We start from the raw sequence: 26201 nt of genomic DNA on the forward strand, positions 1-26201 counted from the left end.
GATCAGTCGGGAAAGACGCGCACCCCGATCTCGCCGGCGGGGGTCAGCCAGGCGTGCTTCATGCCCTGGCTGTTGAAGGGGGCGGCGATGTTCCCGGCCGCGTCCAGGGCGATCATGCCGCCGTCGCCGCCCATGGCGCCGATCTGGTCGATCACGGCCTGGGTCGCCTCGGCCAGGGTCTGGCCGGCGGCGACGCGCCAGGCGGCCTGGGCGGCGGCGGCGACGCGGATGAAATATTCGCCCTGGCCGGTGCAGGAGGCGGCGGCCCGATCGTCGGCCCAGGTTCCGGCGGCGGGGATGGGGGTGTCGCCCACGCGGCCCGGCATCTTGCCGAAGACGCCTGCGGTCGAGGTGGCGGCGGCGAGACGGCCCTGACTGTCCAGCACGCAGGCGCCGACGGTGCCGTGGCTGAGGGTTCCGGGCGGATGGTTGTCCTCGCCCTTGCCGGCGCCGGTGAACCAGGCGGCCTCGTCGGCGATCATCTCCAGCCCCTGGTCGTGGGCGAACAGGGCCGCGCCCTCGCCCGCCAGCATGACATGCGGCGTCTTGTCCATCACCGCGCGGGCGGCGACGACCGGATTGCGGAAGCCCTGAAGCGCGGCGACCGATCCGGCGCGGCGGGTCGATCCGTCCATGAGGCTGGCGTCCAGCTCATAGGCCCCGGCCAGGTTCGGCGAGGCGCCTTTGCCGGCGACATAGAGGCCCGAATCCTCCAGCAGGACGACGGCGGCCGTGGCGACGTCCAGGGCGCTGTCGCCCGCGTCGAGGCGAACCTTCATGGCCTCGACCACCTGGCGCATATGCACGACCTCGGCGTCGTAGTTGCGTTCGCGCCGGGCGCCGGCGCCGCCGTGGAGGATGAGGGCGGTCATGGGGGCTTTGTGATCCTGCTTTCGTCGCCTCTTTCAATCGGGCGTGGCGCTGTTTAGCGTCGCGATGAAGGCCGCGCCATGTCGGTCGAGGGAAAACGGCCTCAAGCAGCGCAAAGCGCGATAGGCCAAGAAAGGAAACTTTGATGCGCGCTGTTCTGTCCAAGGCTCCCGGTGGTCCTGAAACCCTGGTCGTGGAGGAGGTGCTGGATCCCACGCCCAAGGCCGGCGAGGTGATCGTCGAGGTCAAGGCGGTGGGAATCAACTTCCCCGACACCCTGATCATCGAGGACAAATACCAGTTCCGGCCCGAACGCCCCTTCTCGCCCGGCGGCGAGGTGGCGGGCGTGGTCGAGGCGGTGGGCGAGGGCGTCAAGGGCGTGCGCAAGGGCGACCGGGTGATCGCCGTGCCCGGCTGGGGCGGGCTGGTGGAACGGCTGGCGGTGCGGGCCGAGACGGTCGTCCCCATCCCCGAGGCCATGAGCTTCGAGGAGGCGGCGGCCCTGATCATGACCTATGGCACCAGCTATTATGCGCTGAAGGACCGGGCGCAGCTGAAGGCCGGCGAGACCCTGCTGGTGCTGGGCGCCGCCGGGGGCGTGGGCGCCGCCGCCGTCGAACTGGGCAAGGCGATGGGCGCGCGGGTGGTCGCCGCCGCCTCGACCAACGACAAGGTGCAGTTCGCCCTGGACCTGGGGGCCGACAACGGCCTGATCTATCCGTCCGGCCCGATGGACCGGGCGGCGCAGAAGGAACTGTCGGGCGAGTTCAAGCTGGCGACCGGCCGCGACGGGGCCGACGTGGTCTATGACGCGGTGGGCGGCGACTACGCCGATCCGGCGCTGCGGGCCATGGACTGGAACGGACGGTATCTGGTGGTCGGTTTCCCGGCGGGCATTCCGTCCCTGCCGCTGAACCTGACCCTGCTGAAGTCGGTGTCGGTGATCGGCGTCTTCTGGGGCGCGGCCGTGGCGCGCGATCCCAAGGGCCACGCCGCCAACATGGCCGAGCTGATGCAGATGTACGCCGACGGCAAGATCAAGCCGCGCGTGTCCAGGACCTTCCCGCTGGAAAAGGCCGGAGAGGCGATCAAGGCGCTCGGCGACCGCCAGGCCATGGGCAAGATCGTGGTGACGGTCGAGAGCTAATCCTCCCTCGCGCAGCATGGTGGAGGGGGCGGAAGAGCGCTGGATATAAAACGGCTGGCGCAGCGCGCGCCTTCGCCCCCTCCACCGCTTCGCGGTCCCCCTCCCCCGTTCCGCTACGCTTCTCGGTGGAGGATTTTCATTTCGCCTTCAGCCGCTGCACCGCCTCTTCGGCCTGGTCGCGGTGGCGACGTTTGATGTTGGCGCCCAGGGTGGCGATCAGGGCGGCGATGACGGCGGCGTCGTCGGTGTAGCCGATGCCGGCGAAGATGTCGGGAATGGCGTCGATGGGCATGACGAAATAGGCCAGGCCGGCGAGGATCATGCCCTTGGCGGGCAGGGGCGTCTCAGGATCGCGCGCCGCATACCAGGCGGCCAGGGCCTGGTCCGCGAAGGGGATGCGGGCGGCCGTGCGCCGGATCTTGGGCCAGAAGCCCTTGGTCACGCGCACCTCGTTGACCTTGACCACCGACGGGACCAGGGCCCGGCTGGGGTCCAGGGCGTCGGCGGGATCGGCGGGTTTGGCTTTGGCGGTCATGGCCGCTAAATCCTCAAACGAAACTCAGGTTCAACCTAATATAGGAACGATCAGGATGAAACTCGACAGCAGCATCGCCGCGGTGGTCACGGGCGGGGCCTCGGGCCTGGGCGAGGGCACGGCCCGCGCCATCGCCGCCACCGGCGCCAGGGTCGCCCTGTTCGACCTGAACGAGGAGCGTGGCGAAGAGATCGCCAAGGAGATCGGCGGCGTCTTCTGCAAGGTGGACGTGACCGACGACGCCTCGGTCGCCACGGCCTTCGAAAAGGCCCGCGCCGCCCACGGTCAGGAGCGTCTGACCGTCAACTGCGCCGGCATCGCCACCGGCCAGAAGACCGTGTCGCGCAAGAAGGACACCGGCGAGATCCGCGCCCATGACATGGCGGCGTTCGAGCGCACCGTGCGGGTCAATCTGTTCGGCACCTTCCGCGTCCTGTCGCAGTCGGCGGCGGGCATGGTCACGCTGGAGCCGATGTCGGACGGCGAGCGCGGCCTGATCGTCAACACCGCCTCGGTGGCGGCCCAGGACGGCCAGATCGGCCAGGCGGCCTATTCGGCGTCCAAGGGCGGCGTCTATGCCATGACCCTGCCCATCGCCCGCGACCTGGCCCAGGAAGGGGTGCGCTGCAACACCATCCTGCCCGGCATCATGTGGACGCCGATGATGGCCGGCATGGACCAGAAGGTTCAGGACAGCCTGGCCGCCGCCATCCCCTTCCCCAGCCGCCTGGGCACGCCGGCCGACTATGCCTCGCTGGTGCTGGAGTTGGCGCGCAACGTCTATATCAACGGCGAATGCATCCGCCTGGACGGCGCCATCCGCCTGGCGCCGCGCTGAGGCGCAGGGGGCGTGCGCAGGGCTTGGTCGCTTTTTGCAAATTCACTCTTGCAGGACCGATCAACCCTCCGCTATACGCCCCCTCCTCGACGGGGCGCACACGTAGCGCTTTACGGATTGCGGGCGTAGCTCAGGGGTAGAGCACAACCTTGCCAAGGTTGGGGTCGGGCGTTCGAATCGCCTCGCCCGCTCCATGTCGGGATGCAAATAAAAACGGGTCTGGCCAGTCGGTCAGGCCCGTTTTTGCGTTTGGGCCAGACGCAACGACGAAGCGACGGAGGCGGGCTTGGCGGTTCTGAGGCTGGTGCTGGGCGACCAGCTGTCGGATGGTCTGCGCGCGCTGGACGGGCTGGACCCGGACGCCGACACCCTTTTGATGGCCGAGGTGCGCGACGAGGCGACCTATGTCCGCCACCACAAGCAGAAGATCGCCCTGGTCTTCGCCGCCATGCGAAACCACGCCGAGCGCCTGAGGGCCAAGGGGCTGACGGTGCGATACGTCGCCATCGACGATCCCGACAACACCGGCTCCATCACCGGCGAACTGGCCCGCGCGCTGGACGACGGCGGTTTCGACGCCGTGGCCATGACCGAATGCGGCGAATGGCGGCTGGCCGAGCATTTGGCCGCCTTCGCGCAAGGGGCGGGCCTGCCGGTCGAGATTCGCCCCGACCGCCGTTTCCTCTGCTCGCACGAACGGTTCCGGCGCTGGGCCTCGGGCAAGTCGCAGCTGCGGATGGAGTTCTTCTATCGCGAGATGCGCCGGGCGACCGGGCTGCTGATGGACGGCGACCAGCCCGAGGGCGGACGCTGGAACTATGACGCCGAGAACCGCAAGAAGCTGGCGAAGGGCGTGATCCCGCCCGAGCGGTTGCGCATCCCGCCCAACGCCGTGGCGCGCCAGGCGATGGCGGATGTGGAGCGGCTGTTTCCCGATCATTTCGGCGCGCTGGACGGCTTCGGCTGGCCCACCACGGCCGAGGAGGCGGAAACGGTTCTGGACGACTTCCTGCGCACCGTCCTGCCCGGCTTCGGCGACTGGCAGGATGCGATGGCGGAGGGCCGACCGTGGATGTGGCACGGGCTGATCTCGACCTCGATCAATCTGGGCCTGCTGGACCCGCTGGACGTCTGCAGGCGCGCGGAAGGCGTCTATCGCGCCGGCAAGGCGCCGCTGAACGCCGTCGAAGGGTTCATCCGCCAGATCCTGGGCTGGCGCGAGTTCGTGCGCGGCGTCTACTGGCTGAAGGCGCCGGAATATCGGGTGCGGAACTTCCTGGACGCCGACCGCGCCCTGCCGTGGTTCTACTGGTCGGGCGAGACCGACATGGCCTGCGTCGCCGATGTGGTGAAGAGCACGCGCGACAACGCCTATGCCCACCATATCCAGCGGCTGATGGTGACGGGCAATCTGGCCCTGCTGCTGGGGGTGCATCCCGATCAGGTCGACGACTGGTATCTGTGCGTCTACGCCGACGCCTATGAATGGGTGGAGATGCCCAATACGCGCGGCATGGCCCTGTTCGCGGACGGCGGGATCGTGGGGTCCAAACCCTATGCGGCGTCGGGCGCCTATATCGACCGGATGAGCGACTATTGCGGGGCCTGTCGCTACGACGTGAAGAGCAGGAGCGGCGACGCCGCCTGTCCGTTCAACCGGCTCTATTGGGGCTTTCTGGAGCGCAATCGCCGCCGGCTGAGGGACAATGTGCGCCTGGCCATGCCGTACAAGACTTTGGACGGGTTCGGCGAGGCGAAGCGCGCGGCCTTGGCGGCCGAGGCGGAGGCGTGCCGCACCCTGCTGGGCGCGACGCCGGTCGGGTGAGGTCGGAACCTGGACCGGGGGGACGGGATTTGCTTGGCTGTTGCCCCAACCGTCCAAGAGGCCGCCCCGTGATCCTGCCCCGTCGTTCCGCCCTGATCCTGACCGCCGCCGTGGCGGCCTCGGCCCTGTCGGCCTGCGCCTATAACGAGGCGCTGGGTCGCAATCAGTTTCTGCTGGTGGACAATGCGGCCCTGTCGCAACAGTCGACGCAGGCGTGGCGCGAGGCCATCGCCAAACCGGGCGTGATGACCACGGGCGCCCAGGTGGACCGGATCCGGCGCGTGGGCGACCGGCTGGTGCAGGCGGCGGGTCTGGGGAACCGGACCTGGGACTATGCGGTCTTCACCGAGGCCAGCCCCAACGCCTTCGTCCTGCCGTCCGGCCAGATCGGGGTGACGACCAGCCTGCTGTCGCTGGTCCAGAACGACGACCAGCTGGCCAGCGTGATCGGTCACGAGATCGGCCACGTCGTCGCCAATCACGCCGCCGAGCGGGCGTCCAGCCAGACGGCGACCAGCATCGGCCTGGCGGCGGTCGGGGGCGCGGCGGGGCGCTATGGCGATGCGGTCAACGCCTATGGCGGGCTGGCGGCGCAGTATGGCCTGCTGCTGCCCTATTCGCGCCGGGACGAGCTGGAGGCCGATAAGCTGGGCGTCGACTATATGGCCGGGGCCGGGTTCCGGCCGTCGCAGGCTGTGGCCCTGTGGCGGCTGATGGCGGCGCAGCATCAGACCCAGACGCCGCAGTTCGCCTCGACCCACCCGTCGGATGCGACGCGGATCGAGATGCTGCAGCAATATATCGCCAGCCGCGGCTGGAACTGATCAGACCCGGATGTCGAGGTAGGAGCCGGGGCGCAGGATGCGCGGCTCCTCGCGCTGAGGCGGGGCCGCCGGCGCCTCGACCGGGCGGGCCGGGTTGGCGGTGCGGATCGTGGACATGACGGCGGCGGCCGGGACGGGCGGCTTGGGCGCGGCCGTCTGCTCCATGGCGGCGCGGAAGAAGGCCGCCTGGGCGTTTCGCGCGCTGGGCAGGTCGAGGCCCTGGGCGGGCGTGTTCAGCGGCAGGTCGGGGCGAATCGCGCTCATGCCGGTATGGTTAACGCATAGCGTCGAAAAAGGGTTAACGCCGCCTCACCGCTGGGTCGGCGCGGGGCGGGCGGGAGCCTGCATGGAGGCGACCAGCCGGTCGATGTCGGCGTCGTCCAGCAAGGGGCCGGACTGTTTGGCGGTAATGCGGCCCAGGGCGTCGACGGCGAAGGTCTCGGGCACGCCCGAAATGCCCAGGTCCAGGCCCGCTCGGCCCTCCCGGTCCACCAGAACCATGGAATAGGGGTCGCCCATCTCGTCCAGGAAGGCGCGGGTGGCGACCGGCTCGTCCTTGTAGGCGATGCCGACCACGGCGACGCCGCGCGCCTTCAGCGCCAGCAGCTTCGGATGTTCGATCCGGCACGGGGCGCACCAGGAGGCGAAGACGTTGACCAGCATGGGCCGGCCCACCCCGGCGGTCTTCAGGTCCAGATTGCCCGGACCCGCCTGATCGCCCGACAGCAGGGGCAGGACGGTTTCGGGGACGGCTTGGCCGACCAGGGCGTCAGGCTTGAAGGCGGGGTCGCGCTTCAGCGACCAGCCGATGAATAGGGCCGCCAGCGCGGCCAGGACCGCCAGCGGGATCAGGGCCAGCCAGCGGTTCACGGGCGAAGCCCTGTTTCTTTTGGCCCTATCGCGCTTCGCGCGACTTGAGGGCGAGCCGCCTCACCGGCGGCTGTGTCCATGCGGTCGAGTTCACGCTTCCATTTGCGGGCGGCCATGACGGCGCGGACGGTCAGGGCGGTCAGGACCAGGGCGCTGATCTCCCAGGCGGGCCAGACGAAGGCGGCGTAGGGGGTCATGTCGAGGTCGAGCATCGCTTAAGCCTCCTGGGCCAGACGGGCGCGCAGGGTCATGACGCGGCGGCGGCGGATTTCGGTGCGGATGGCCGTCAGCCACAGGGCCAGGAACAGCACGCCATAGGCCGCCAGCATGGTCAGGAAGGGGGGCAGATAGACGGGATCCAGCCCGGATGAGCCGGGGGTCAGGAAGCTGGCGGGCTGATGCAGGGTGTTCCACCAGTCGACCGAGAATTTGACGATCGGCAGGTTGATCAGCCCGACCAGGCCCAGGACGGCGGCGGCCCGCCCGGCCTTCTGCTCGTCGTCGATCGAGGCCCTCAGCGCCATATAGCCGAGGTAGAAGAGAAACAGCACCAAGACGCTGGTCAGGCGCGCGTCCCACACCCACCAGGTCCCCCACATCGGCTGGCCCCACAGCGAGCCGGTGATCAGGGCCAGGGCCGTGAAGGCGGCGCCCGGCAAGGCGGCGGCGCGGGCGGCGGCGTCGGCCAGGGCGTGGCGGAAGACCAGGGCGAAGAAGCTGGATACGCCCAGCGCCGCATAGGCGCCCAGACCCAAGGTGGCGGCGGGGACGTGGACGAACATGATCCGCACCGTGTCGCCCTGCTGATAATCGGCCGGGACGGAGAAGCTGAGCCAGGCGCCGACGCCTATAAGCACGGCGGCCAGCCCCCACAGGATGGGCGTCAAAGGGCCGGTGAAGGCCATGAAGCGCTGCGGATTGGACAGGCCGAACATCGGTTCAGCGCTTACGCGGCGAAGGGGCGGCGGGCAAGCTCACCCTTGCGCGTTGCGAACGGCGGCGGCCCCGGCGAAGGGGGCGACGACGGCGGCGAACAGGACGTAGGCGCAGAGCAACGCCAGGGCCGGGCCGACGGGCTGGCCAGAGGCGGCGCGCTCCAGCGCTCCGGCGCCGAAGACGACCGGCGGGATGAACAGGGGCAGGACGACCACGGCGATCAACAGGCCGCCGCGCCTGGCGCCCAGGGCGAGGGCGGCGCCCAGCGCCCCGGTGAAGGCGAAGCCCGCGCCGCCGATCAGTGCGGTCAGGGCGACGAGCGGCGTCAGCGACGCGGACAGGCCAAGCGCCAGGGCGGCGACGGGGGCGGTCAGGGCCAGCGGCAGGCCGACCGCGATCCACTGGGCCAGGGCCTTGATCAACACGACCTGCTCCAGCGCCAGATGGCCGAGCGCCAAAAGGTCCAGACCGCCGTCCTCCAGATCGCGCTCGAACAACCGCTCCAGCGACAGGAGGGACGCCAGCGCCAGGGCCAGCCAGGCGACGCCGCCCGCGACGGGGCCCAGGGTGCGCGGATCGCCCCCGGCCGCCAGCGGCAGGATGGCGGTCAGACAGGCGAAGAAGCCGCACGCCAGAAGCGGCCCGCCGCCCCCGCCCCAGGCCAGATCCAGTTCGCGCTCCAGCAGAACGCGGGTGGCGCCGCGCAGGCCGGGCGGGCGAGGTTCCTGATCGGCGGTCGGACGGCTCATGCCAGCCCTCCCAGGTCCAGGCTGCGTGAAGGCAGCGGCAGGGGGTCATGGACGGCGGCGACGATCAGACCGTCCGCGTCGAGATGACGCCGCATCTGTTCGGCGAAGGCGGCGCGCCAGCGGGCGTCCAGCGGCGCCATCGGTTCGTCCAGCAGCCACAGGGCGCGCGGCGATCCGACCAGGCGGCCCATGGCCAGGCGGCGGCGCTGGCCGGCGGACAGGCGGCGCACTTCAAGGTCCAGCAGGGGGGGAAGGCCGAAGACCTGGGCGGCGTGATCGACGCCGTACTGGGTGTGGCCCAGCCAGTCGCATTGAAAGCCCAGCTCTTCACGCGCCGTGCGGCCGCCCTTCAGCCCGTCCAGATGGCCGAGGAAATGGGTTTCGCGGCCGCGCGCCTCTCGGGCGTCCAGCGGATTGCCGTCGCCGTCGTGGAAGGCGACGGTTCCGGCGTCGGAGCGCAGCAGGCCGGCGATGGCGCGCAGCAGGCTGGTCTTGCCCGCGCCGTTGGCGCCCGTCAGGGCCAGGATCTCGCCGGCGCGCAGGGTCAGATCGAGCCCGTGGAACAGCCGCCGCTCGCCGCGCGAGACGGTCAGGCCGGAAAGGGTGAGGGTGTGGATCATGCGTAATTCTCCCTCCCCGCGCCGGGGAGGGTGGTCGCGCAGCGACCGGGTGGGGGCGGCCCGGCAGGGGCGCACTCTTCGACGCAAGGCAGATCGGCGATGCGGCGGGCCGCCGCCCCCACCCGACCTCGCTGCGCTCGGCCACCCTCCCCGGCGCGGGGAGGGAGAAGTCGGGGCGAGAATCTGCGAACCCTTCTCAATGTCCTTGTCGAGGGTGTGGACACATGGACGGTCGGTTCAGGCGGGGCTATAGGCACGATCGCCGCAGCAGGCTTTCGCCGCGCGCGCAGGGGCCCTGTGAGCCGCTGCGTCTGTCGCGCGAAGGCGCAACCGGATTGTCGGGCGGCGCTGACCAGAGGAACTCTCCATGCCGTCGATCGACAGCTTCAAGACCCGCCAGGACCTTTCCGTCGGGCGTAAGAAATACGCCTATTACAGCCTTCCCGCCGCCGAGGAAGCCGGTCTGACCGGGATTTCCCGCCTGCCGCGCTCGATGAAGGTGCTGCTGGAGAACCTGCTGCGCAACGAGGACGGGGTCTCCGTCACCGAGGACGACCTCAAGGCGGTCGCCGCCTGGGTCGAGAACAAGGGCTCGGTCGAGCACGAGATCGCCTTCCGTCCGGCCCGCGTCCTGATGCAGGACTTCACCGGCGTGCCCGCCGTGGTCGACCTGGCCGCCATGCGCGACGCCATGAGCGCCCTGGGCGCCGACGCCGCCAAGATCAACCCGCTGGTGCCGGTCGATCTGGTCATCGACCACTCGGTCATGGTCGACAACTTCGGCACGTCCAAGGCCTTCGGCCAGAACGTCGAGCGCGAATATGAGCGCAACATCGAGCGTTACAACTTCCTGCGCTGGGGCTCGTCGGCCTTCAACAACTTCCGCGTCGTGCCGCCCGGCACCGGCATCTGCCACCAGGTGAACCTGGAGAACCTGGCCCAGACCGTCTGGACCCTGGACGAAGGCAAGAAGACCGTCGCCTATCCCGACACCGTCGTCGGCACCGACAGCCACACCACCATGATCAACGGCCTGGCCGTGCTGGGCTGGGGCGTCGGCGGCATCGAGGCCGAGGCCGCCATGCTGGGCCAGCCGATCCCGATGCTGATCCCCGAAGTCATCGGCTTCAAGCTGACGGGTTCGATGCCCGAAGGCACGACGGCGACCGACCTGGTGCTGACCGTCACCCAGATGCTGCGCAAGAAGGGCGTGGTCGGCAAGTTCGTCGAATTCTTCGGCGACGCCCTGCCGAACATGACGATCGAGGACCAGGCGACCATCGCCAACATGGCCCCGGAATACGGCGCCACCTGCGGCTTCTTCCCCGTCTCGGCCGCCACCATCGGCTATCTGACCGCCACGGGCCGCGACAAGGCGCGCGTCGCCCTGGTCGAAGCCTACGCCAAGGCGCAAGGCCTGTGGATCGACGAGACGTCGGAAGACCCGGTCTTCTCCGACGTGCTGGAACTGGACATCTCGACCGTCGTGCCGTCGCTGGCGGGTCCGAAGCGTCCGCAGGACCGCGTCGAACTGACCACCGCCGCCCCGGCCTTCGAAACCGCCCTGACCGACGTCTTCAGCCGCCCGTCCGACGCCCCGCGCGCCGAGGTGGAAGGCCAGAAGTTCACCGTCGGCGACGGCGACGTGGTCATCGCGGCCATCACCTCCTGCACCAACACCTCCAACCCGTCGGTGCTGATCGCCGCCGGCCTGGTGGCGCGCAAGGCCAATGCGCTGGGTCTGAAGGCCAAGCCGTGGGTCAAGACCTCGCTGGCGCCGGGATCGCAGGTCGTCACCGACTATCTGACCGACGCCGGCCTGCAAAAGGACCTGGATGCTCTGGGCTTCAACCTGGTCGGCTATGGCTGCACCACCTGCATCGGCAACTCGGGCCCGCTGGACCCGGCGATCTCCAAGGCGATCAACGACAACGCCCTGGTCGCGACCAGCGTCCTGTCGGGCAACCGTAACTTCGAAGGTCGCGTGAACCCGGACGTCCAGGCCAACTATCTGGCCTCGCCGCCGCTGGTGGTGGCCTACGCCATCGCCGGTTCGATGCGGATCGACATCACCAAGGACCCGATCGGTCAGGACAAGAAGGGCAATGACGTCTTCCTGAAGGACGTCTGGCCGACCGCGCAGGAAATCTCGGACATCCAGCGCAAGTCCGTCACCCCGGCCATGTTCGCCAAACGCTACAAGGACGTGTTCAAGGGCGACAAGCACTGGCAGGCCATCAAGGTCACCGGCGGCCAGACCTATGAGTGGGACGACGCCTCGACCTATGTCGCCAACCCGCCCTATTTCGACGGCCTGTCGATGGAGCTGACCCCGGTTCAGGACATCGTGGAAGCGCGCGTCCTGGCCATCTTTGGCGACTCGATCACCACCGACCACATCAGCCCGGCCGGTTCGATCAAGAAGACCTCCCCCGCCGGCGTCTATCTGACCAACCACGGCGTCGAGGCGGCCGAGTTCAACAGCTACGGCGCCCGTCGCGGCAACCACGAAGTCATGATGCGCGGCACCTTCGCCAATATCCGCATCAAGAACCGCATTACGCCCGAGATCGAAGGCGGCGTGACCAAACACTTCCCGTCGAACGACACCATGTCGATCTATGACGCGGCCATGCGTTACCAGTCGGAAGGCCGTCCGCTGGTCGTCTTCGCCGGCAAGGAATACGGCACCGGCTCGTCGCGCGACTGGGCGGCCAAGGGCACGCGCCTGCTGGGCGTTCGCGCCGTCATCGCCGAAAGCTTCGAGCGCATCCACCGTTCGAACCTGGTCGGCATGGGCGTGGTGCCGCTGCAGTTCAAGCAGGACGGCTGGCAGAAGCTGGGGCTGACGGGCGAGGAGATCGTCACCATCCGCGGCCTGACCGACGCCAATGTCGGCAAGCTGAAGCCGCGTCAGGATCTGTGGGTCGAGCTGTTCCGTCCGTCGGACGGCAAGATGGCGCGCTTCCCGGTTCGCTGCCGCATCGATAACCAGACCGAGCTGGACTATCTGCTGGCCGGCGGCGTCATGCCCTACGTCCTGCGCAACCTGGCGCGCGGCCCGGAAACCGAGGCGCCGATCGCCGCCGAATAGGTCGCGGTTCGCTGAATTAAAGAGAAAGGGCCGGCGGAGCGATCCGCCGGCCTTTTTTACTTGGCGTTGAAGGTAGCGCCCATGCAGACGGGCACTTTGAAGGACACGCGGTGTGTCAACTGCGACGAACTGCTGCTTTTGGCGGCCTCGCTAGAACCGCCCGAACCGTCGAATTTCACAATAGACGCTACCGTTAGACCTCCTCCTAAGCGACCATCCTTAGACGAAGTGAGCTCTCCCCCGTCGGAGACGACGAGCGAAACGTCGAAATCGATGTAGGTGATCTCTGTAGTTAGTTGCCCATTGATGCGGCCGGGGGCGATTGCGAGAACCTCCCATGATCGTTCCTTGGCTGCACGGACCCCTCTAGCGATTTCGCTTAGGGTTTCATCGATCAGATCGCCTAATTTCATTGTTTCTCTCTCCCACTTGACGGGCTACCGCCGCATGCGGCCGCCAATCGTGCAAGGCAAAAGAGCCGGCGGAGCTATCCGCCGGCCCATTAGCTTTGCCGACAAGCGGCAGGATCAGTCGGCGCTGACGACCACCAGTTTGCGGTTCAGAAACTCCTTGATGCCGACGTCGCCCAGCTCGCGGCCGAAGCCCGAGCGTTTGACGCCGCCGAACGGCAGTTCGGGCATGGAGGTCGTGGTGGTGTTGATGAAGACCATGCCGGTCTCGATCCGCGACGCCAGCTTGCGGGCGCGAGCCGTGTCGCCGGCGAAGATGGAGCCGCCTAGACCGAAGTGGGAATCGTTGGCCAGGTCCACCACCGCATCGTCGTCCTCGACCACGAAGACCTGGGCCACGGGGCCGAAGAACTCCTGGTAGAAGGCCGGGTTGTCGCGGGCCACGTCGGTCAGGACGGTGGGCTCGTAGAAGAAGCCGGTCCGGTCGGCGGGCTTGCCGCCGGTCGCGACCTTGGCGCCGTTCCTGACCGCCGCCTCGACCTGTTCGGTCAGGGTCTTCAGCGCATCCTCGGACGACAGCGGACCCAGGACCGTGGCCTCGTCCAGCGGATCGCCCATGACGGCGCCCTTCATGCCCTCGACGAAGCCGGTGGTGAAGGCGTCGGCGACCGACTTCTGGACGATGAACCGCTTGGAGCCGGTGCAGACCTGGCCCGCGTTGGACAGCCGCCCCTCGACGCCCGCCGCGACGGCCTTTTCGATGTCGGCGTCGTCCAGCACCACGAAGACGTCGCTGCCGCCCAGCTCCAGCGTGGACTTCTTCAGCATCTCCGACGCGCGGGCCGAGACCTTGGAGCCGGCGCCTTCCGATCCGGTCAGGGCCACGCCCTGGATCCGGTCGTCGCCAATCAGCTCGGCGACCTTGTCCGAGGAGATGTAGAGGTTGGCGACGAAGCCCTGGGGCGCGCCGGCCTCGCGCACCAGTTCGGCGAAACGGGCGGCGCAGCGGGGCACGATGCCCGCGTGCTTGTAGAGGACCGGATTGCCGACCGCGATGGCGGGGGCGACGACGCGGATCAGCTGATAGATGGGGAAGTTCCACGGCTCGACGGCCAGCAGGACGCCGACGGGATGGAACTCGACCCACGCCTCGCCCAGCTCGCTGTCGATCTTCTGGGGCTTGAGGAAGTCGGCGGCCTTTTCGGCATAGTAGGCGGCGATGCCGGCGCACAGGTCGATCTCGCCCTGACCCTGGGCCAGGGGCTTGCCCATCTCCTCGGCGATGGTGCGGGCCAGGCTGTCGCGGTTGTCGGTCAGCAGTTTCGACAGGGCCTGAAGCACGGCCAGACGCGGCTGGATGTCGCCCTGCGACCAGTCGGAACGGAAGACCGCGTGGGCCTGGGCCAGGGCGGCCTCGACGGCCTCTTCGGTGTGTTCGGGGTATTCCTGCAGCGTCTGTTCGGTGAAGGGATTGAGGGTGCGGTAGGCCATGGGGCGTCCTGAAGCTTCGGTCGGACGCCCGGGGCGGCGTCGATCCGTTGTCGGGAAGCCAACGCCTGCTGGACGGGGCGGTTGCCCCGCCGACCTCAGTCCGCGTCGCTGAACGGCGGCGGCAGCTGGCCGGACTTGAAGAGGATGGTGGGCTCCTCGTCATAGTCGCCCATCTCGGTGTCGGCCGAGACGGCGAAGGCGACGACGCCCAGACGCAAGGGCGCCAGGCGCTCGGCCTTGCGGCGCGCTTCCTCCGCATCCTTGCAGCCGACCTGGGGCTCGGCGCGAAGGGCCTTGCCACGGCCCTGAACGTAGGTCTGGACGATATAGACGGTTTCGGTTGCCATGCCCTCCCAAGCGGCCTGTTCGGCGCCCAGGTCAACCGATCAATCCAGCGTCAGGGCCTCGGCCAGCAGCCGGGCCTCAGCGGCGCGGCTGGAGCCGGCGCGCCAGGCGACCACGATCTCGCGGTGGGGCGGGGCGCCGTCGGCCTGGTTCTCGAAGGCGCGAATGGCGACGGACGGGTTGTCGGCCAGACCCGCCTGCACCGCCATCCTGGGCAGGAACGAGACGCCGAGCCCCGAGCCGACCATCTGGACCAGGGTGTGCAGGCTGGTGGCGGCGAAGACGTCGTCGCCGCGCGGGGCCTCGATGTCCAGCGCCGCCAGCGCATGGTCGCGCAGGCAATGGCCGTCCTCCAGCAGGATCAGGTCCTCGGCCCGCAACGCGCCGGGGCGGATGGGACCGGGCGCGGCCAGGGCGTGGTCGTGGGGGGCGGCAGCCATGATCTCGTCGTCGCCGATGCGGGCGTGGGCGATGCCGGGCGCGTCATAGGGCAGGGCGATGACGGCGGCGTCGATCTGGCCCGCCTTCAGGGCGGCGATCAGGCGGGGCGTCAGATCCTCGCGGATGAACAGCTTCAGGCTGGGATAGGCGGCCTTCACTGACGGCAGTTTGGCGGGCAGCAGGAAGGGGGCGACGGTCGGGATGACGCCCAGGCGGAAGCGGCCGGACAGCAGGCGGCCGGCGTTCTTGGCCGCCTCGACCAGATCCTCGGTGCGGGCCAGCACGTCCTCGGCCCGGCGCACGGCCTCGGCGCCCACGGCGGTCATGATGACGGCGCCGCGCGCCCGTTCGACCACCGGCGCGCCCAGGATGCGCTCCAGCTCCTGCACCCCGGCGCTGAGGGCGGGCTGGCTGACGTGGGCGGCCTCGGCGGCGCGCGAGAAACTTCCGTGTTCGGCCAGAAGCTTGAGATACTGAAGCTGTCGCAAGGTGGGGAGCATGGGTGCGACATAGGGTCAGTCTATGCGGAAATCAAAGATAATCGATTTGATCTATCTGTCGGCCTGACGCCAAATGCCCCTGTGATCACCAGGGGCAATGCCGCGCAACGCCGCGCCGCCGTCCCGTCCACTCGGGAGAGACAACCATGAGCGACGAAGCCAAATGCCCCTTCTCGGGCCGCACGACAGAATCCGTCGCGGGCGGCGGGACGCAGAACCGCGACTGGTGGCCGGGCCAGCTGCGCACGGATCTGCTGAACCAGCATTCGTCGCGGTCCAACCCGCTGGGGCAGGATTTCAGCTATGCCGAGGCGTTCAAGACGCTGGACTATGAGGCGCTGAAGGCGGACCTGCGCAAGTTGATGACGGAGTCGCAGGACTGGTGGCCCGCCGACTTCGGTCATTACGGGCCGCAGTTCATCCGCATGGCCTGGCACAGCGCCGGCACCTATCGCGTCGGCGACGGGCGGGGCGGCGGCGGTCGGGGCCAGCAGCGGTTCGCGCCGCTGAACTCCTGGCCCGACAACGTCAATATCGACAAGTCGCGCCGCCTGCTGTGGCCGATCAAGCAGAAATACGGCCAGGCCATCTCCTGGGCGGACCTGCTGATCCTGACCGGAAACGTGGCGCTGGAGACCATGGGTTTCCGCACCTTCGGCTTCGCCGGCGGGCGCGAGGATGTCTGGGAGCCGGATCAGGACGTCTATTGGGGGCGCGAGAGCACCTGGCTGGGCGGCGACCTGCGCTACGCCCACGGCTCGCACGGGGTGGAGAAGCCCGCCGACGAGGCCGTGCTGGTCTCGGACGACGACGCGGACGGCCATGAGCATTCGCGCGATCTGGAGAACCCGCTGGCGGCGGTGCAGATGGGGCTGATCTACGTCAACCCGGAAGGGCCGGACGGCAATCCCGATCCGCTGGCGGCGGCGCACGACATCCGCGACACCTTCGCGCGGATGGCCATGGACGACGAGGAGACGGTGGCCCTGATCGCCGGCGGCCATACCTTCGGCAAGACGCACGGCGCCGGGCCGGCCGATCATGTCGGACCCGAACCGGAGGCGGACGGTCTGGAGGCGCAAGGGTTGGGCTGGACCTCCAGCTTCGGCAGCGGTCACGGCGGCGACGCCATCACCAGCGGGCTGGAAGTCACCTGGACCCAGACGCCGGCCCAGTGGAGCAACTTCTTCTTCGAGAACCTGTTCGGCTTCGAATGGGAGCTGGAGAAGTCGCCGGCCGGGGCGCACCAGTGGGTGGCCAAGGATGCGGGCGAGATCATTCCCGACGCCCACGATCCGTCCAGGAAGAAGCGTCCGACCATGCTGACGACCGATCTGTCGCTGCGGTTCGACCCCGAATACGAAAGGATCTCCCGTCGATTCCTGCACAATCCCCAAGCGTTCGCCGAGGCTTTCGCGCGGGCCTGGTTCAAGCTGACGCACCGCGACCTGGGGCCGCGCTCGCGTTACATGGGGCCTGAAATCCCGCGCGAGGAGCTGATCTGGCAGGACCCGATCCCGGCCGTGGATCATCCGCTGATCGATGCGGCGGACGCGGCCGATCTGAAGGCGCGGATCGCCGAGACCGACCTGAGCCCGGCCGAACTGGTGGCGACCGCCTGGGCCTCGGCCTCGACCTTCCGGGGCGGGGACAAGCGCGGCGGGGCGAACGGCGCGCGCATCCGCCTGGCCCCGCAAAAGGACTGGGCCGTCAATCAGCCCGAACGGCTGGACAGGGTGCTGAAGACGCTGGAGCGGGTGCGGTTCGCCTTCAACCAGGACCAGACGGGCGGCAAGGCCGTGTCGTTGGCCGACCTGATCGTGCTGGCCGGCAATCTCGGCGTCGAACAGGCGGCCAAGGCGGCGGGGCAGGATGTGGCCGTGCCGTTCCATCCCGGACGCGCCGACGCCAGCCAGGCGCAGACCGACGTCGAATCCTTCGGCTATCTGGAGCCGGTCGCCGATGGGTTCAGGAACTATCAGAAGGCGCGTTACAGCGTGCCGGCCGAGGCCCTGCTGATCGACCAGGCCCAGCGCCTGACCCTGACGGCGCCGGAGATGACGGTGCTGATCGGGGGCCTGCGCGCCATCAACATCAATGTCGGCGGGGCGACGCACGGCGTGCTGACCGACCGGCCGGGGGCGTTGTCGAACGACGTCTTCGTCAATCTGCTGGACATGGACGTGAAGTGGACGGTGACCTCGGACGCCAAGGATGTGTTCGAGGGCCGCGACCGGCGCACGGGCGAGGCGAAATGGACCGGCACGCGGGTCGATCTGGTGTTCGGCTCCAACGCCGTGCTGCGCGCCCTGGCCGAGGTCTATGCCGGGGCGGACGCCCAGGCCAGGTTCACGACCGACTTCGTGGCGGCCTGGACCAAGGTGATGGAGCTGGATCGGTTCGACCTGCGGGGGTGAGCGAGATCCGCTTCCCATCGTCATTCCGGGGCTGAGCGGAAGCGAGGAACCCGGAATCCAGGGCGGCGGCCTATATGGCTGGCGCTGATCCCCTGGGTTCCAGGTTCGTCCTGCGGACGCCCCGGAATGACGAAAAGACTATTTCAGCCTGATCTCGAACAACTGCGGCCAGCGTTTGCCGGTGACGAACAGGCGTTTGCCGGCGGCGTCCCAGGCGATGCCGTTGGCGACGTCATCGTTGGGGTCCAGGCCGGCGTCCTTGGGGACCAGGGCGGCGAGGTCGATGAAGGCCTTGACCACGCCGGTCTCGGGATCGATGCGGGCGATGCGGCTGTCCTGCCAGATGTTGGCGAAGACCTCGCCGTCGATCCATTCCAGCTCGTTGATCTGGTCCAGCGGCCGGCCGTCGGCGGTGACGGAGACGCGGCCGGTCTCGGCCAGGGTCTCGGGATCGAGGAAGCGCAGCTGGTCGGTGCCGTCGCTCATGATCAGCCGCCGTCCGTCGGTGGTCAGGGCCCAGCCCTCGCCCGGATAGGAGAAGCCGCCCAGCGGCGAGAAGTCGTCCAACGTCCAGATGAAGCCGATGTGGTTGCGCCAGGTCAGGCTGTAGAGCTTGCCGTTCAGCGTGGTCATGCCTTCGCCGAAATAGATGGTCGGCAGGTCGCGCTGGCGCTGCACCGCACCCGTTTCCAGGTCCACCTTGCGGATGAAGGATGGATACAGGCCGGTGCTCTCGTAAAGAGCGCCGTCGTGGAAAAAGAGGCCCTCGGTGAAGGCCGTGCGGTCGTGCGGATAGGCGCGCACGACCTCGTAGGGCTGGACCGGAACCTCGGCGGCGGCGGGACCGGACAGACCGCCCGCCGCCAGCAGCAGGCCGGCGAAAAGACCGGCGAGGCGGGACGACGGACGGATCATGATCCTCAGCCCTGCTCGGCGGCGGCTTCGGCCTCGGCCTTCTGGGCGCGGGCCTCGGCGGCGTTCGCCTCGCTGCGGGCCAGTTCGGCCTTTTCCTTCTTGGACGCGGACCGGCGACCCAGCATGTTCAACGCCTCCACCCCGGCCGAGAAGGCCATGGCCGCATAGATGTAGCCCTTGGGCACATGATAGCCGAAGCCGTCGGCGATCAAGACCATGCCGATCATCAGAAGGAAGCCCAGCGCCAGCATGACCACGCTGGGGTTCTTGTTGATGAAGTTGGCCAGGGGATCGGCGGCCAGCAGCATCACCGTCACGGCCACCAGGACGGCGATCACCATGATCGGCAGATGTTCGGTCATGCCCACGGCGGTCAGGATCGAGTCGATCGAGAAGACGATGTCCAGAAGGATGATCTGGAAGATCGCGGCGCCCGCGTTGGTGATCATGACGTCCTTCTTGTCCAGGACGGCTTCGCTGGGCGTGGGGTCCACCGTGTGGTGGATTTCCTTGGTCGCCTTCCACACCAGGAACAGGCCGCCCGCGATCAGGATCAGGTCCTTCCACGAGAATTCGTTGCCCATGACGGTGAAGACCGGCTGAACCAGGCCCACCAGCCAGGCGATGATCGACAGCAGGGCCAGACGCATGACCAGGGCCAGGCCGATGCCGATGCGCCGCACCTTGGAGCGCTGATGCTCGGGCAGTTTGTTGGACAGGATGGAGATGAAGATCAGGTTGTCGATCCCGAGCACCACCTCCATCACGATGAGGGTCACCAATGCGGCCCAGGCGGCCGGATCGGAGAGAAGCGGGGTTATGCTGTCGAGCATCGGGGTTCCTGAAGGGGACAAAAGCTTGAGCGGAAAGCGCTAGGGCCGACGCCGGTTCCGATCAAGCGGACGGGTGCGGCGTCATGGTCGCACCCCCGGGGGTCGGGGCATAGTCTCCTCCCTGCGGAGCGGAGGTGGCTCGAAGCGCAGCGGAGAGACGGAGGGGCTTTCGCCGCATCGCAGGCCCCCTGCGGCATCGACGCGCCTTCACGGAATGTTGCGACTGGCGAAACCCCGTGCTATCAGGCGCCCGGCTTGAAGGGGGCGTGTTCACGGATACGGCCTCTGTCGTGCTTTCCCTAAGCATTTCAAGCTTTTGACCGTTGTGAACCTTCGCATTCGGTCGCGACCCTGACACAACGACCTCGGACCCTAATCAGTGGCTGATGATTTCAGAACGACGGAAGTCGGCGATCGCTATGCACAGGCGCTGTTTGACCTGGCGCTGGAAACCGGCCGCCTGGACGCCGTTCGGGCCGATGTCGTCTCGCTGAAGACCGCCTGGACCGAGAGCGCCGACCTGCGCCGCCTGGCGACGTCGCCCGTCATTTCGACCGCCGATCAGGCCAAGGGTCTGGTCGCCGTGGCGACCCAGGCGAAGTTCGAGAAGAACACCATCAACTTCCTGGGTCTGCTGGCCCAGAACGGCCGCGCCAGGGACCTGGGCGCCGTGGTCGCCGGTTTCGAGCGCCTTTACGCCAAACACGCCGGGATCGTCGCCGCCGAGGTGGTGTCGGCCCAGCCGCTGGACGCCAAGCAACTGGCCGCCATCAAGACCGCCCTGAACGCCAGCCTGGGCAAGGCGCCGGAGCTGACCACGCGGGTCGACCCGTCGATCCTGGGCGGCCTGAAGGTCAAGGTGGGGTCCAAGCTGTTCGACGCCTCGCTGAAGACCAAGCTCGACCAGATGAAGTTCGCCCTCAAGCGCGCCTGAGCGCTCTGAGCCCCAAAGACTGCAGCGCGCCCGCTCGGCTCGCCCCGAAGAAGACCTAGACAGAGAGATCCCATGGACATCCGCGCCGCTGAAATCTCGGCCATCCTGAAGTCGCAGATCGCCAACTTCGGCGTCGAAGCCGACGTTTCCGACGTCGGCAGCGTGCTGTCCGTCGGCGACGGCATCGCCCGCATCCACGGTCTGGACAATGTCCAGGCCGGCGAAATGGTCGAGTTCACCAAGGCCGGCGTGAAGGGCATGGCCCTGAACCTGGAACGCGACAATGTGGGCGCCGTGATCTTCGGCGCCGACGCCGCCATCGCCGAGGGCGACGACGTGCGCCGCCTGGGCGAGATCGTGGACGTGCCGGTCGGCAAGGGCCTCTTGGGCCGCGTCGTCAACCCGCTGGGCGAGCCGATCGACGGCAAGGGCCCCATCCAGTTCACCGAGCGCCGCCGCGTCGACGTCAAGGCGCCGGGCATCATCCCGCGCAAGTCGGTGCACGAGCCGATGCAGACCGGCCTGAAGGCCATCGACACCCTGATCCCCGTCGGTCGCGGCCAGCGCGAGCTGATCATCGGCGACCGTCAGGTCGGCAAGACGGCCGTCGCCGTCGACACCATCCTGAACCAGAAGAACGTCAACAAGACCGACAACGAGAGCGCCAAGCTCTACTGCATCTACGTCGCCATCGGCCAGAAGCGCTCGACCGTGGCCCAGATCGTCAAGACCCTCGAAGAGTCCGGCGCCCTGGAATACACCATCGTCGTCGCCGCCACGGCGTCCGAGCCGGCTCCGCTGCAGTTCCTGGCCCCGTTCGCCGGCACCGCCATGGGCGAGTTCTTCCGCGACAACGGCATGCACGCCCTGATCGTCTATGACGATCTGTCCAAACAGGCCGTCGCCTATCGCCAGATGTCGCTGCTGCTGCGCCGTCCGCCCGGCCGTGAAGCCTATCCGGGCGACGTCTTCTATCTGCACAGCCGCCTGCTGGAACGTTCGGCCAAGCTGAACGAAGACTACGGCTCGGGCTCGCTGACCGCCCTGCCGATCATCGAAACCCAGGCGAACGACGTTTCGGCCTATATCCCGACCAATGTGATCTCGATCACCGACGGCCAGATCTTCCTGGAATCGGACCTGTTCTATCAGGGCATCCGTCCGGCCGTGAACGTCGGCATCTCGGTGTCGCGCGTGGGTTCGTCGGCCCAGACCAAGGCGATGAAGAAGGTCGCCGGCACCATCAAGGGCGAACTGGCCCAGTACCGGGAAATGGCCGCCTTCGCCAAGTTCGGCTCGGACCTGGACGCCTCGACCCAGAAGCTGCTGGCGCGCGGCGCCCGCCTGACCGAGCTGCTGAAGCAGCCGCAATATTCGCCGCTGGCGATGGAGGAGCAGGTCGTCTCGGTCTACGCCGGCACGCGCGGCTATATCGACGGCATCGCGGTCGGCGACGTCGGTCGCTTCGAGAAGGAGCTGCTGGCCCGCATCCATGCGAACCACGCCGGTCTGCTGGAAGGCATTCGCGCCAAGAAGGACCTAACGCCCGAGCTGGAAGCCGAGCTGAAGGACATCCTGGCCGCCTTCGTGAAGACCTTCGCCTGAGTTCGACCGGATAAGCTGAGAGAGTAGCGCCGGATGGCCAGCCTAAAGGAAATGCGCAATCGGATCGGAACCGTGAAAGCCACGCAGAAGATCACGAAAGCCATGCAGATGGTCGCCGCGGCCAAGCTGAAACGCGCCCAGGATCAGGCCGAGAGCGCCCGGCCCTATGCGCAGAAGATGGCCTCGGTCATCGCCAACCTGGCCGCCGGCGTGTCCGGCGCCGACGCGCCGCGCTTGCTGGCCGGCACGGGCGGCGACCAGCGTCACCTGATCGTGGTCGCCACGGCGGACAAGGGTCTGGCGGGCGGCTTCTCGACCAACGTCATCCGCGCCGCGCGCGAGCGGATCAACAGCCTGATCGCCAACGGCAAGGATGTGAAGATCATCGCCGTCGGCAAGAAGTCGCGGGACCAGCTGTCGCGCCTGTATGGCGACAAGGTGATCCACACCTTCGAACTGTCGGAACACAAGACCATCGGCCTGCCTTCGGCCCAGCCGGTCGCCGAAATGATCGCCACGGCGTTCGAGGACGGCCAGGCCGACGTGGTCACCCTGTTCTACAGCCAGTTCAAGTCGGTGATCCAGCAGGTCCCGACCGGCAAGCAGCTGATCCCGGCCGTGGTGGAGGGCGACGCCCAGCCGATCGACCTGAACGGCGCGGTTTACGAGTACGAGCCCTCGGAAGAGGAAATCCTGGAAACCCTGCTTCCGCGCAACCTGACGACCCAGATCCTGGCCGCTCTGTACGAGAACCAGGCGGGCTTCTTCGGGTCGCAGATGGCGGCGATGGACAACGCCACGCGCAACGCCGGCGACCTCATCAACGCCCTGACGCTGCAGTACAACCGCAAGCGCCAAGCCCAGATCACCACCGAGCTGATCGAGATCATCGCCGGCGCCGAAGCCCTCTGATCCCGAACGCACAGACATTCCGACACGGACCCCAGCCATGACCGACACCGTCGCCCCCAAGAAGCCCGCCGCCCGCAAACCCGCCGCCAGGAAGGCGGCCCCGGACGCCGCGCCCGTCAACGCCGCCGCCACCGGCAAGATCGCCCAGGTCATCGGCGCCGTCGTGGACGTCGAGTTCACCGGCCACCTGCCGGCGATCCTGAACGCCCTGCACACCCAGAACATCGACCAGAAGACGGGCGAGCCCTTCACCCTGGTTCTGGAAGTCGCCCAGCACCTGGGTGAGAACATGGTCCGCACCATCTCGATGGACACGACCGAAGGCCTGACGCGCGGCCAGGCCGTGACCGACACCGGCTCCTCGATCCAGACCCCGGTCGGACCGGGCGTGCTGGGCCGCATCATGAACGTCGTCGGCCAGCCGATCGACGAAGCCGGTCCGATCCAGACCACCGAATACCGCCCGATCCACCGCGAGGCCCCCTCGTTCGAGGAGCAGACCACTTCGTCGGAAATCCTGGTCACGGGCATCAAGGTGATCGACCTGATCTGCCCCTACACCAAGGGCGGCAAGATCGGCCTGTTCGGCGGCGCCGGCGTCGGCAAGACCGTCACCATGCAGGAACTGATCAACAACATCGCCAAGGCTTACGGCGGTTACTCGGTCCTGGCCGGCGTGGGCGAGCGCACCCGCGAAGGCAACGACCTGTATCACGAGATGATCGAGTCCAACGTGAACGTGGACCCGACCAAGAACGACGGCTCGACCGAAGGCTCCAAGTGCGCCCTGGTCTATGGCCAGATGAACGAACCGCCCGGCGCCCGCGCCCGTGTCGCCCTGACCGGCCTGGCCCAGGCCGAGTATTTCCGCGACGAGGAAGGCAAGGACGTCCTGCTGTTCGTCGACAACATCTTCCGCTTCACCCAGGCCGGTTCGGAAGTGTCGGCTCTGTTGGGCCGCATCCCGTCCGCCGTGGGCTATCAGCCGACGCTGGCCACCGAGATGGGCAACCTGCAGGAACGCATCACCTCGACCAAGAAGGGCTCGATCACCTCGGTCCAGGCCATCTACGTCCCCGCCGACGACCCCACCGACCCGGCGCCGGCCGCCTCGTTCGCCCACCTGGACGCAACGACCATGCTGTCGCGCGACATCGCCGCCCAGGCCATCTTCCCCGCCGTCGATCCGCTGGATTCGACCTCGCGGATCATGGACCCGCTGGTCATCGGCGAAGAACACTATCAGGTCGCCCGTTCGGTCCAGGAAGTGCTGCAGCAGTACAAGGGCCTGAAGGACATTATCGCCATCCTGGGCATGGACGAGCTGTCGGAAGAGGACAAGCTGGTCGTGTCGCGCGCCCGCAAGATCCAGCGCTTCCTGTCGCAGCCCTTCTTCGTGGCCGAACAGTTCACCAATTCGCCCGGCAAGTTCGTCGAGCTGGCCGACACGATCCGCTCGTTCAAGGGCATCGTGGCCGGTGAATACGACCACCTGCCGGAAGCCGCCTTCTACATGGTCGGCGCCATCGAAGAGGCCGTCGCCAAGGCCGAGAAGATGGCGGCGGACGCCTGATCATGAGCAAGGCTCTCGTCAGCCTCGTTCTTCTCGCCCTGGCGACGCCAGTGTCGGCGCAAGCCCAGGTCGGTGGAGATTTCGAGGCGATGGCGGGAGCCTGCGAGGCATTCGTGGCGGAAGGTCGTTTTCCGCCCGCGTCGGATGAGGCAAGCTTCTTCCATGGGAAGGGCTACAAGTCAGCCGCGTCGACGGTTCAAACCAACGAAGTGTCACGAACCTATACCTTGTCCGGCACGCCGATTGACCCGGTTCGGATCATGGTGGTTCGAGCCTCGCAGCCGGGCAGCGAGAGCTGTTCGGTACTCGACCTGAATGGGCCTGAGGCCGGTGATGGTTACATCACGAAAGCCAGGACCACACAGGCTTGGACCTTCGATAGCGATTCAAACGACGTGAACGGCAAGGGTGTTCTTTTCACCAAGAGCGTCGCCCAAAGCGTGATTTACATGGCGATATGGGGGACGGGCGGGACTTATCCTATTTCCGTCGCCACCTATCAAATCGGAACATCAGACTGATGGCTGGCAAACTGAACTTCTCCCTCGTCTCGCCGGAACGCGAGGTCTTTTCGGGTCTCGTGGACCAGGTCGATGCACCGGGCGTGGAGGGCGACTTCGGCGTGCTGCCGGACCACGCCCCCTTCATGACCGCCCTGCGCGAAGGCCTGGTCACCGTCTATAACGGCGGGGCCAAGACCCAATACGACGTCCACGGCGGCTTCGCCGACGTCAACGGCGAAGGCCTGACCATCCTGGCCGAACAGGCGACCGAGGTCGTCGGGGGCTGAGCCTTTCGACGGTCGAACGATTTGAGGCCCCGTGCTCCGGCGCGGGGCCTCTTTTCTTTGCGGCATTGACGGGAAGACGTATGCGCGCAACCTTGAGTCCGAGATCAGGGGGCGACAATGCGGTCATCCAACAAGTCGACCGCCATCATCAGTGCGGCGACCATCCTTGTCGGGGGTTGCACGGCGTCGGCGACCCGGCCGACCCGACCCGAGCCTTGGAGCGCCTTGACCTCTCCCACGGCGGCCATGAGCATTGTCTTTTCGGATGTCTGCATGACGGCGGTGCGCGATGGCTCGTCGATCGAGGCGCTGGCGCTGGATCATTGGCTGCGGCCGGTCTCGCCGGCCTCGACCGGATCGCCCATGGCGACGGCGGCATGGCGGCTGGCTTCATACTCCAACGTCTTCGTCATGGCCTTGCCTGACGGCGGTTGTTCGGCGTCCGTCGAAGCAGGCGACCCTCAAGCGCTTCAGGACGCGGCGGCCGCCCTGACCACCCGCCACGGCGTCTTCATCAGGGGCCAGACCGTCGTCGGCGATGACAACCACCGCACCGCATGGTGCACCGGCGAGGCCCAGCGACCGCTTATCGCTGTTCTGGTCAAGCGAACCAATGGCCGTCGTGCGGCCTTTGTCGCCAATGTCTTTCGCGCCGAACGCGACAGGCCGGGGTTCTGCGCGCCTGCGCCCGGCTGACAGATCGGCGGCTGGCGGCTAAGACCGACAT

At 67.7% G+C, this 26201-nt stretch carries 27 protein-coding genes and 1 tRNA gene; 14 read left to right on the top strand and 14 right to left on the bottom strand.

Features of this window, described 5'->3' with window-relative positions; genetic code table 11:
• Positions 1–2 precede the first annotated feature (2 nt).
• Positions 3–872 carry an isoaspartyl peptidase/L-asparaginase family protein gene (locus B3Z70_RS06460; RefSeq protein ID WP_292045069.1) on the bottom strand — a complete coding sequence of 290 codons (870 nt, stop codon included), beginning with the start codon at positions 870–872 and terminating at the stop codon, positions 3–5.
• 143 nt (positions 873–1015) lie between these two features.
• Here B3Z70_RS06460 and B3Z70_RS06465 point away from each other — a divergent pair, with 143 nt between their 5' ends.
• Positions 1016–2017, top strand: coding sequence for an NADPH:quinone oxidoreductase family protein (locus tag B3Z70_RS06465; protein ID WP_292045071.1), 1002 nt, complete (start codon positions 1016–1018; stop codon positions 2015–2017).
• A 136-nt stretch (positions 2018–2153) separates the two neighbouring features.
• Here B3Z70_RS06465 and B3Z70_RS06470 read toward each other — a convergent pair whose 3' ends face one another.
• The gene (locus B3Z70_RS06470; RefSeq protein ID WP_292045073.1) at positions 2154–2552 is read right to left on the bottom strand and encodes a YkvA family protein; all 399 of its coding nucleotides are present in this window, start codon (positions 2550–2552) and stop codon (positions 2154–2156) included.
• 55 nt (positions 2553–2607) lie between these two features.
• Here B3Z70_RS06470 and B3Z70_RS06475 point away from each other — a divergent pair, with 55 nt between their 5' ends.
• From B3Z70_RS06475 to B3Z70_RS06490, 4 genes are all read left to right on the top strand, one after another.
• Positions 2608–3390 carry an SDR family NAD(P)-dependent oxidoreductase gene (locus B3Z70_RS06475; RefSeq protein WP_292045075.1) on the top strand — a complete coding sequence of 261 codons (783 nt, stop codon included), beginning with the start codon at positions 2608–2610 and terminating at the stop codon, positions 3388–3390.
• A 119-nt stretch (positions 3391–3509) separates the two neighbouring features.
• A tRNA-Gly gene (locus B3Z70_RS06480) sits at positions 3510–3584 on the top strand.
• Positions 3585–3676: 92 nt separating this feature from the next.
• A complete protein-coding gene (locus tag B3Z70_RS06485) occupies positions 3677–5215 on the top strand; it encodes a cryptochrome/photolyase family protein (protein ID WP_292045077.1) in 1539 nt (512 codons plus the stop codon).
• A gap of 68 nt (positions 5216–5283) precedes the next feature.
• Positions 5284–6039 (top strand): M48 family metallopeptidase, encoded by a 756-nt coding sequence (locus B3Z70_RS06490; protein WP_292045079.1) that lies wholly within the window; start codon positions 5284–5286, stop codon positions 6037–6039.
• On the opposite strand, the gene B3Z70_RS06495 is transcribed toward B3Z70_RS06490, so the two are convergent.
• From B3Z70_RS06495 to ccmA, 6 genes are read right to left on the bottom strand one after another with little or no spacing between them, the layout of a single operon-like run.
• The gene (locus B3Z70_RS06495; RefSeq protein ID WP_292045080.1) at positions 6040–6303 is read right to left on the bottom strand and encodes a hypothetical protein; all 264 of its coding nucleotides are present in this window, start codon (positions 6301–6303) and stop codon (positions 6040–6042) included.
• 45 nt (positions 6304–6348) lie between these two features.
• Positions 6349–6909 carry a DsbE family thiol:disulfide interchange protein gene (locus B3Z70_RS06500; RefSeq protein WP_292021569.1) on the bottom strand — a complete coding sequence of 187 codons (561 nt, stop codon included), beginning with the start codon at positions 6907–6909 and terminating at the stop codon, positions 6349–6351.
• Positions 6906–7121, bottom strand: coding sequence for a heme exporter protein CcmD (ccmD, locus tag B3Z70_RS06505; protein ID WP_292045082.1), 216 nt, complete (start codon positions 7119–7121; stop codon positions 6906–6908). Before ccmD ends, B3Z70_RS06500 begins: the two co-directional genes overlap by 4 nt.
• A gap of 3 nt (positions 7122–7124) precedes the next feature.
• On the bottom strand, positions 7125–7844 hold the full coding sequence (locus B3Z70_RS06510; RefSeq protein ID WP_292045084.1) for a heme ABC transporter permease: 720 nt from the start codon (positions 7842–7844) through the stop codon (positions 7125–7127).
• Between the two features lie 39 nt (positions 7845–7883).
• The gene (ccmB, locus tag B3Z70_RS06515) at positions 7884–8594 is read right to left on the bottom strand and encodes a heme exporter protein CcmB (RefSeq protein WP_292045086.1); all 711 of its coding nucleotides are present in this window, start codon (positions 8592–8594) and stop codon (positions 7884–7886) included.
• Positions 8591–9214 carry a heme ABC exporter ATP-binding protein CcmA gene (gene ccmA, locus B3Z70_RS06520; RefSeq protein ID WP_292045088.1) on the bottom strand — a complete coding sequence of 208 codons (624 nt, stop codon included), beginning with the start codon at positions 9212–9214 and terminating at the stop codon, positions 8591–8593. The genes ccmB and ccmA overlap by 4 nt, the downstream gene beginning before the upstream one ends.
• Before the next feature lie 367 nt (positions 9215–9581).
• Between ccmA and acnA the strand changes: the two genes are divergently transcribed.
• Entirely contained in the window at positions 9582–12308 is a 2727-nt protein-coding gene (gene acnA / locus B3Z70_RS06525; RefSeq protein WP_292045090.1) for an aconitate hydratase AcnA, read from the top strand.
• Between the two features lie 56 nt (positions 12309–12364).
• Here the strand turns inward: acnA and B3Z70_RS06530 are convergent, their stop codons facing one another.
• From B3Z70_RS06530 to B3Z70_RS06545, 4 genes are all read right to left on the bottom strand, one after another.
• Positions 12365–12721 (bottom strand): hypothetical protein, encoded by a 357-nt coding sequence (locus tag B3Z70_RS06530; protein WP_292045092.1) that lies wholly within the window; start codon positions 12719–12721, stop codon positions 12365–12367.
• Positions 12722–12835: 114 nt separating this feature from the next.
• Positions 12836–14209, bottom strand: a complete 1374-nt coding sequence (locus B3Z70_RS06535; RefSeq protein ID WP_292045094.1) for an NAD-dependent succinate-semialdehyde dehydrogenase — start codon at positions 14207–14209, stop codon at positions 12836–12838.
• Between the two features lie 95 nt (positions 14210–14304).
• Positions 14305–14556 (bottom strand): hypothetical protein, encoded by a 252-nt coding sequence (locus B3Z70_RS06540; protein ID WP_292045095.1) that lies wholly within the window; start codon positions 14554–14556, stop codon positions 14305–14307.
• A 39-nt stretch (positions 14557–14595) separates the two neighbouring features.
• Positions 14596–15495: a hydrogen peroxide-inducible genes activator gene (locus tag B3Z70_RS06545; protein WP_292045097.1), complete on the bottom strand. Its 900-nt coding sequence runs from the start codon at positions 15493–15495 to the stop codon at positions 14596–14598.
• A 146-nt stretch (positions 15496–15641) separates the two neighbouring features.
• Between B3Z70_RS06545 and katG the strand changes: the two genes are divergently transcribed.
• Positions 15642–17912 carry a catalase/peroxidase HPI gene (katG, locus tag B3Z70_RS06550; RefSeq protein WP_292045099.1) on the top strand — a complete coding sequence of 757 codons (2271 nt, stop codon included), beginning with the start codon at positions 15642–15644 and terminating at the stop codon, positions 17910–17912.
• 138 nt (positions 17913–18050) lie between these two features.
• On the opposite strand, the gene B3Z70_RS06555 is transcribed toward katG, so the two are convergent.
• Together B3Z70_RS06555 and B3Z70_RS06560 are read right to left on the bottom strand one after the other, a co-directional pair.
• Entirely contained in the window at positions 18051–18827 is a 777-nt protein-coding gene (locus B3Z70_RS06555; protein WP_292045101.1) for a glutaminyl-peptide cyclotransferase, read from the bottom strand.
• Positions 18828–18832: 5 nt separating this feature from the next.
• Complete coding sequence (locus B3Z70_RS06560; RefSeq protein WP_292019923.1) at positions 18833–19660, bottom strand: TerC family protein; 828 nt, start codon at positions 19658–19660, stop codon at positions 18833–18835.
• Positions 19661–20039: 379 nt separating this feature from the next.
• On the opposite strand from B3Z70_RS06560, the gene B3Z70_RS06565 reads away from it, so the two are divergent.
• From B3Z70_RS06565 to B3Z70_RS06595, 7 genes are all read left to right on the top strand, one after another.
• Positions 20040–20594 carry a F0F1 ATP synthase subunit delta gene (locus B3Z70_RS06565; protein ID WP_292045104.1) on the top strand — a complete coding sequence of 185 codons (555 nt, stop codon included), beginning with the start codon at positions 20040–20042 and terminating at the stop codon, positions 20592–20594.
• 72 nt (positions 20595–20666) lie between these two features.
• On the top strand, positions 20667–22199 hold the full coding sequence (gene atpA / locus B3Z70_RS06570) for a F0F1 ATP synthase subunit alpha (protein ID WP_292045105.1): 1533 nt from the start codon (positions 20667–20669) through the stop codon (positions 22197–22199).
• Between the two features lie 33 nt (positions 22200–22232).
• Positions 22233–23111, top strand: a complete 879-nt coding sequence (locus tag B3Z70_RS06575; RefSeq protein WP_292045108.1) for a F0F1 ATP synthase subunit gamma — start codon at positions 22233–22235, stop codon at positions 23109–23111.
• A 37-nt stretch (positions 23112–23148) separates the two neighbouring features.
• Positions 23149–24684 carry a F0F1 ATP synthase subunit beta gene (gene atpD / locus B3Z70_RS06580; RefSeq protein WP_409514372.1) on the top strand — a complete coding sequence of 512 codons (1536 nt, stop codon included), beginning with the start codon at positions 23149–23151 and terminating at the stop codon, positions 24682–24684.
• 2 nt (positions 24685–24686) lie between these two features.
• The gene (locus B3Z70_RS06585; protein WP_292045109.1) at positions 24687–25205 is read left to right on the top strand and encodes a hypothetical protein; all 519 of its coding nucleotides are present in this window, start codon (positions 24687–24689) and stop codon (positions 25203–25205) included.
• Positions 25205–25474 (top strand): ATP synthase F1 subunit epsilon, encoded by a 270-nt coding sequence (locus tag B3Z70_RS06590; RefSeq protein WP_292019913.1) that lies wholly within the window; start codon positions 25205–25207, stop codon positions 25472–25474. Before B3Z70_RS06585 ends, B3Z70_RS06590 begins: the two co-directional genes overlap by 1 nt.
• A 225-nt stretch (positions 25475–25699) precedes the next feature.
• Positions 25700–26170 carry a hypothetical protein gene (locus B3Z70_RS06595; protein ID WP_292045112.1) on the top strand — a complete coding sequence of 157 codons (471 nt, stop codon included), beginning with the start codon at positions 25700–25702 and terminating at the stop codon, positions 26168–26170.
• Positions 26171–26201 lie beyond the last annotated feature (31 nt).

Origin of the sequence: Brevundimonas sp. UBA6550, assembly GCF_002434505.1 — a bacterium.
In the GTDB taxonomy this organism is placed as follows: domain Bacteria; phylum Pseudomonadota; class Alphaproteobacteria; order Caulobacterales; family Caulobacteraceae; genus Brevundimonas.